The following is a 5,789-nucleotide window of genomic DNA, read 5'->3' as shown; positions in this document are numbered from 1 at the left end:
ACCTCATGAAAAAAATTTGCGCGTTATTTTCTAAGTATCAACTAATTGCAATTAACGAACTAGCCTAACCGACGTAGGCTGACCCTGAGTCCCGGAAACGGGACGTTAGGGACTGGCCACGACACTTGCGACTGCAAGGGGAGTGCCAGAAGCCTTTGTGTCGCAGACCGAGCGAGGCCGTAAGTGCCGAGGCGAAGCGGTTAGGTGCTGTTATACGAAGTTTTCGGGCAAATTGAATAAATTACGCCACGGATGGCGTTCTTTTTCTTCCTGTCTTAGAGGTTTTTACTTTATATTCTTTTACAAGAATATCAGTTGGAATTCCCAGATTTTGATTAATCTTCCTAATCATTTCCAAGGTAAGCTTTCTTTTTCGATTTAAGATTTCAGTGGCACGACTTCGCCCACCGATTAAATTTCCTAAATCAACACTTTTCATGTTCATGTCATCCATAACAGATTTTAAAGCTTCAATAGGATCCGGATCATCAATAGGGTAGTGTTTAGCTTCGTAAGCATCAACTAAGGTTATTAAAATATCTAATTTATCGTATTCGGGAGTGTTCTTTTTCGCATCCCAAAGTTTTTCAATCTCAGCAAGAGCTTCTAAGTGATCTTTTTGATTTTTGATAGGCTTAATGTTCATTTAAATCACCTCAGCATTGATTTTATCGTATTGTTCGTGTGTTCCTATAAATCTTATGAAAACAGTTTGTAAATTGTAATGAACCTTCACAATTAATCTGTATTTGTTCCCATGTATATTGAAAACGATTCTATTGTCTTTAAGGAAACTAGCATTTCTGTATTTTTCTTTGATATCAGCAGGAGATTTCCAGTTAGCCTTGGAAGTGTCTTTAAACCAGACTTCGATCGGGATTTTAGAGTCAGAATATTTTGAAATAGAGTAGAAATCTCTTAATATTTTTCTCGAAATCACCCTCACAAATCAATAGAAACATGTTACCGAAATGGTAACAACTACTTTTTTCCTTTTTTGGCGAGCACGGACGCTCGCATTTGAATAAAATAAAGACTCCCGAAAATTTCGTATAACGAACTAGACTTACCGAAGTCCTCCGACCCTGAGTCCCGGTAACGGGACGTTAGGGACTGGCATGTAGCTTGCGCAAGCAAGGCGAATGCCAGAAGGAGGATTTGCCGCAGGCCGAGCGAGGCCTAGTGCCGAAGCGAAGCGGTAAGTCGCTGTTATGCGTAGTTTCCCATATTAAAACTTAAATTTGGTAAAAACATTACAAGATTTTTTATTAGGATTCTCTTCACATCCTTTTATTGATTTGCTAAGATTATTCTTTATATTTATAAGTGAACGAAGCTTTTCTTCTACTTTTCTTAAATTTTTTTCGAGTATCATTTGCATATCTTTACATTTTAACTCAGAACTATACACTAACAAAATACTTCTAATTTCTGGTAGAGTAAATCCTAAATTTTTTAAAGAGCTAATAAATTGAACTATTTCAATATCTTTTTTTGAATAGTAACGATAATTATTTTCTTTTCTTACTCCTTCTAAAAGACCTTCTTTTTCATAAAATCTAATTGTTTCTCTAGTTAATTTACTTTTTTCTGCAAATTCTCCAATAAGCATAAATTTCCTTTTTTTTAAAAAAAACAGTAACCTTGGAGTATACTAGAGGGTTGTCATATATATTGTATAGGAAAATTTTTAGGAGAATCATCATGAATAAAAAAGATTTCAACGACAATAACTTTATCACTGTTGGAATTCTTGCGTCAATTTCTGCATCGTTATGCTGCATAACACCAATCGTAGGTGTTTTAGGGGGCATATCCGGAGTTGCCTCTACTTTCAGTTGGTTAGAACCCTACCGACCTTATCTAATCAGCCTGACTACATTGTTATTCGGGTTTGCCTGGTATAGAAAGCTCATATCTCTTAATCGAAAAGTGATCGCTTGTGAATGTGAAACGGATAATACTAAAACTCCGTCTTTTTTACAAAGTAAAACTTTTTTAGGTATTGTTACCTTACTTACAGGGATGTTACTAGCTTTTCCTTATTATTCCAATATTTTCTTTCGGATTTCAAAAAAAGACACAATTATCGTAGAGAGAGAAAATATTGCATTAGTTAAGATAGAAATTAAAGGGATGACTTGTGTCGGTTGTGAAGAAGCTGTCAACAAGGCGATATCGTCGTTATCGGGTGTTTTAGATGTAGAATCAAATCACAAAACTGGCTTTGCTAAAATAAAATATGATAAAAGTGAAGTGGATCCAAACGATTTTAAAAATGTAATTGAGAATAATATTGGATATAAAATATCCAATATTATAAAGGGAGAATAAATATGGATAACAAAAAAGAAATAATAACTACATCAATATTAACCTGCCCCAATTGCGGCAACCAGAAAGAAGAGGAGATGCCCAACGAGTCATGTCAATATTTTTATACATGTATTAAATGTAATTTTTTTATGAAACCTAAGCAAGGTGACTGTTGCGTATTTTGCTCCTATGGAACAGTTACCTGCCCACCTAAGCAAATGGAAAATAAGTGTTGCTAACGTTGAAAAATTTAGATCGTTCATTTTTGCTAATTTTGGGAAATTACGCATAACGAACTAGACTTACCGAAGTCCTCCGACCCTGAGTCCCAACGGGACGTTAGGGACTGGCATGTAGCTTGCGGACGCAAGGCGAATGCCAGGAGGAGGATTTGCCGTAGGCCGAGCGAGGCCATGTGCCGAAGCGAAGCGGTAAGTCGCTGTTATACGCAGTAATTTCTTTAATAGAATCAAAGTGCCAATCCCGCTGATAGATAAAATTGCTGATAAATGGAATTTCTTAGTGATCTATCATTAAAAATGTTATCAAAAAGATAATTTTCGAGCATATAAGGTAAGTTACTACCATAGTAATCAGGATTGTAAGTAAAATGTTGGTTAATTTTACCAGCTTCAATGTATCCACGTTGATATTCGAAAGCAATCAAAATGGAGCTACTTACTTCATGCCTAAATCCAATTCCGAGAGAGCTGAAGACTCTATCATCGAAGATTGTTTTCATTGAAAATGGTTGGGGGGTAATATTGTTAGCTCGAATGATTGCAAAATTATTTCTTTCGACTGAAAATCCTTTTTCAATTCCAATGTTGAAACTAGTATAAATGAATTTCCAAATAAAATAATGTAAATTCAAAGTAAAAGTTTCAGAATTTTTTGAAGTAGAAAATTGATATAATCTTGTTGCAGAATAAGAACTAGTTGGGATAGATTCTAGATTTTTTTCACTATTTTTTCCAATTCCATAAGTTACTCCAATGCAGAAATTATTAGTAAATCCATATAGAAATTGTAAATTAACGGAACTTTCAATTTCTCTTGATGGTTTATCAAAAGTAGTGTTAATAATCCAAGGGGAAATGAGGAAGTGATATTTTTTTCTCTCAGTATCATTTGGAAATATTGGCGAAGCAAATAAAAGAAAAATTGGTAAAGCGAGTAATTTAAATTTTTTAATCATAATATTTTTTTGAAATTATTGCGTATAACGAACAAGCTAACCAACGTTGTCCGTAGCTGAGCCCCTAGGGGGCGTTAGCGTCGGCGCATCTTCTTGCGTCAAGAGGCAAGAAGTGTGCCGGAGGATAATGTGCCGAAGGCCAAGCGAGGGCGAAAGTGCCGAAGCGCAGTGGTTAGCGTATGTTAATTGCAGTTAGTTAGTATAATAAAAGATTTATGTCGAAAGGTCAACAAAAGCGAGCGCAAATTTTTCTCTTAAATCTTAAAAGCGTAAATTAGAAACAGAACTTACGTGGAGAAATCAGCTGAAATTGTTCTCTTTCAAAGCTTGAATCGACAACACCCTCATGAAAAAAATTTGCGCGTTATTTTCTAAGGATCAACTAATTGCAATTAACGAACTAGACTAACCGACGTAGGCTGGCCCTGAGTCCCGAACGGGACGTTAGGGATTGGCGCGACGCTTGCGTAAGCAAGAGGAGTGACAAAAGCCTATGTGTCGTAGACCGAACGAGGGCGTAAGTCCCGAAGTGAAGCGGTTAGTCGCTGTTATACGACGTTTTTTTATTGTACAATGAATTTCGTAAGAGGTGGAATAAATGCAGAAATTAAGCTAATATGGTCAGATAGTAATGAGATAAACTGTATATAGCATTCTAAATATGAAGCTGTACCTTTTTTCGATTTCATTTCTTCTAATAATTTCTTCGCTTTTGATTGAATTTCAACTTCCTTAATATTCTCTAATACTTGGTAAATTAATGAAAATATTTCTTCAGAATTATAGTTATTGTTTGAGGTATCTTGAGATTGGATATTAATTCTTGAATTTATTCCAGTAGCATTATATATGTTTGTAATTGAGTTATATTTTTCTTGGCTAATGCTGTTTTCTTTTCGAACCTTTGCTTGGTAGTGACCCTGAATACCATGAAATTGAGAATAATATCCTCTATCTAAAACAACGTATGATTCAATTAAACCATTCGGTAATTTTCTATAAATTATATCACCTTCCTCTAAGGGAATTTTTTCATCAAATATGAAAATGGTTTTAGGTTGAACATTTGCTTTAATATTTTCTATAATATCACCGTTAGGTTTTGCTAAAGAAATTATATCATTTGCCATACTAGAAAAAGTCATTGTTTAAGCTCCACAGTAGATATAAGGAATATATCTTCTTTGAAAGAACCAACATTATCGAACCATTGACAAATTGCATAGTCGTTTGTGTTTGTTTCGGATTTATTTAATTTTCCTGCAGTAATTCCTTTCTTAACCAAACCACCGCTTTTTTTATCTAAAAATCCAGTCACTGTCATGTTTGGACCTCCTGAATTTAATTGTACAATATCTCCAATTTTTAATTCCATGTTCTTATCCTAAATTTTATTTTTTAAAAAATGTCGTATAACGAATCAGCCTTAACGACGTTCCGTGTAGCTGAGCCTCTGTAGGAGGCGTTAGCGTAACACGGAATGTGCCTTTAGGCCGAGCGAGGGCCCCACGAGATCCAGATTTTTTCAGAAATCTGAGGCGAAGTGGAAAAGAGCCCGAGTGAGCGTTAAGGCGCTGTTAATTGCAGTTAGTTAGTATAGAATAAGATAAAAGTCGAAAGGGTCCTACAATCCAGCGCAAATTTCTCTTAAATCTTAAAAAGCAAAAATCTTTAACTGCACTTTAATGGAGAGGAAATCTTTAATTGTTCTCTTCCAAAGCGTTAATCGACAAGACCTTCTTAAAAAATTTGCGCGTTTTCTTCTGTAGATCAACTAATTGCAATTAACGAACAAGCTAACCAACGTTGTCCGTAGCTGAGCCCCATAGGGGCGTTAGCGTCGGCGCATCTTCTTGCGTGAAGAGGCAAGAAGTGTGCCGGAGGATAATGTGCCGTAGGCCAAGCGAGGCCGAAAATGCCGAAGCGCAGTGGTTAGCGTATGTTAATTGCAGTTAGTTAGTATGATAAAAGATTTTTATCGAAAGTTCAACAAAAGCGAGCGCAAATTTTTCTCTTAAATCTTAGAAACGTAAATTCCAAACAAGACGTTCGTGGAGAAATCAGCTGAAATTGTTCTCTTTCAAAGCTTGAATCGACAACACCCTCATGAAAAAAATTTGCGCGTTTTCTTCTGTAGATCAACTAATTGCAATTAACGAACTAGACTTACCGAAGTTTCCTGACCCTGAGTCCCGGAACGGGACATTAGGGACTGGCATGTAGCTTGCGAACGCAAGGCGAATGCCAGAAAGGGAATTTGCCGCAGGCCGAGCGA

8 protein-coding genes are annotated in these 5,789 nt (G+C 36.0%); 2 read left to right on the top strand and 6 right to left on the bottom strand.

Annotation, left to right across the window (positions count from 1 at the left end):
- Positions 1-241 precede the first annotated feature (241 nt).
- The 3 genes from ND812_RS18285 to ND812_RS18275 form a co-directional block, all read right to left on the bottom strand.
- Positions 242-646 carry a helix-turn-helix domain-containing protein gene (locus ND812_RS18285; protein ID WP_265376748.1) on the bottom strand — a complete coding sequence of 135 codons (405 nt, stop codon included), beginning with the start codon at positions 644-646 and terminating at the stop codon, positions 242-244.
- The gene (locus ND812_RS18280; protein ID WP_265376747.1) at positions 647-940 is read right to left on the bottom strand and encodes a type II toxin-antitoxin system HigB family toxin; all 294 of its coding nucleotides are present in this window, start codon (positions 938-940) and stop codon (positions 647-649) included.
- A 288-nt stretch (positions 941-1,228) separates the two neighbouring features.
- Entirely contained in the window at positions 1,229-1,612 is a 384-nt protein-coding gene (locus tag ND812_RS18275) for a MerR family transcriptional regulator (RefSeq protein ID WP_265376746.1), read from the bottom strand.
- 92 nt (positions 1,613-1,704) lie between these two features.
- Between ND812_RS18275 and merTP the strand changes: the two genes are divergently transcribed.
- Entirely contained in the window at positions 1,705-2,334 is a 630-nt protein-coding gene (merTP, locus tag ND812_RS18270; protein ID WP_265376745.1) for a mercuric transport protein MerTP, read from the top strand.
- A 2-nt stretch (positions 2,335-2,336) separates the two neighbouring features.
- A complete protein-coding gene (locus tag ND812_RS18410) occupies positions 2,337-2,555 on the top strand; it encodes a GDCCVxC domain-containing (seleno)protein (RefSeq protein ID WP_100720344.1) in 219 nt (72 codons plus the stop codon).
- Positions 2,556-2,785: 230 nt separating this feature from the next.
- On the opposite strand, the gene ND812_RS18265 is transcribed toward ND812_RS18410, so the two are convergent.
- The 3 genes from ND812_RS18265 to ND812_RS18255 form a co-directional block, all read right to left on the bottom strand.
- The gene (locus ND812_RS18265) at positions 2,786-3,514 is read right to left on the bottom strand and encodes a hypothetical protein (RefSeq protein WP_265376744.1); all 729 of its coding nucleotides are present in this window, start codon (positions 3,512-3,514) and stop codon (positions 2,786-2,788) included.
- A gap of 563 nt (positions 3,515-4,077) precedes the next feature.
- On the bottom strand, positions 4,078-4,659 hold the full coding sequence (locus ND812_RS18260; protein ID WP_265376743.1) for a hypothetical protein: 582 nt from the start codon (positions 4,657-4,659) through the stop codon (positions 4,078-4,080).
- Positions 4,656-4,889 (bottom strand): YodC family protein, encoded by a 234-nt coding sequence (locus tag ND812_RS18255; RefSeq protein ID WP_265376742.1) that lies wholly within the window; start codon positions 4,887-4,889, stop codon positions 4,656-4,658. Before ND812_RS18255 ends, ND812_RS18260 begins: the two co-directional genes overlap by 4 nt.
- Between the last annotated feature and the right edge of the window lie 900 nt (positions 4,890-5,789).

The sequence above is a fragment of the Leptospira limi genome, from assembly GCF_026151395.1.
GTDB lineage: Bacteria > Spirochaetota > Leptospiria > Leptospirales > Leptospiraceae > Leptospira_A > Leptospira_A limi.
The sequence above is the reverse complement of the archived record's forward strand: the minus strand, read 5'-3'. Positions and strand labels throughout refer to the sequence as shown.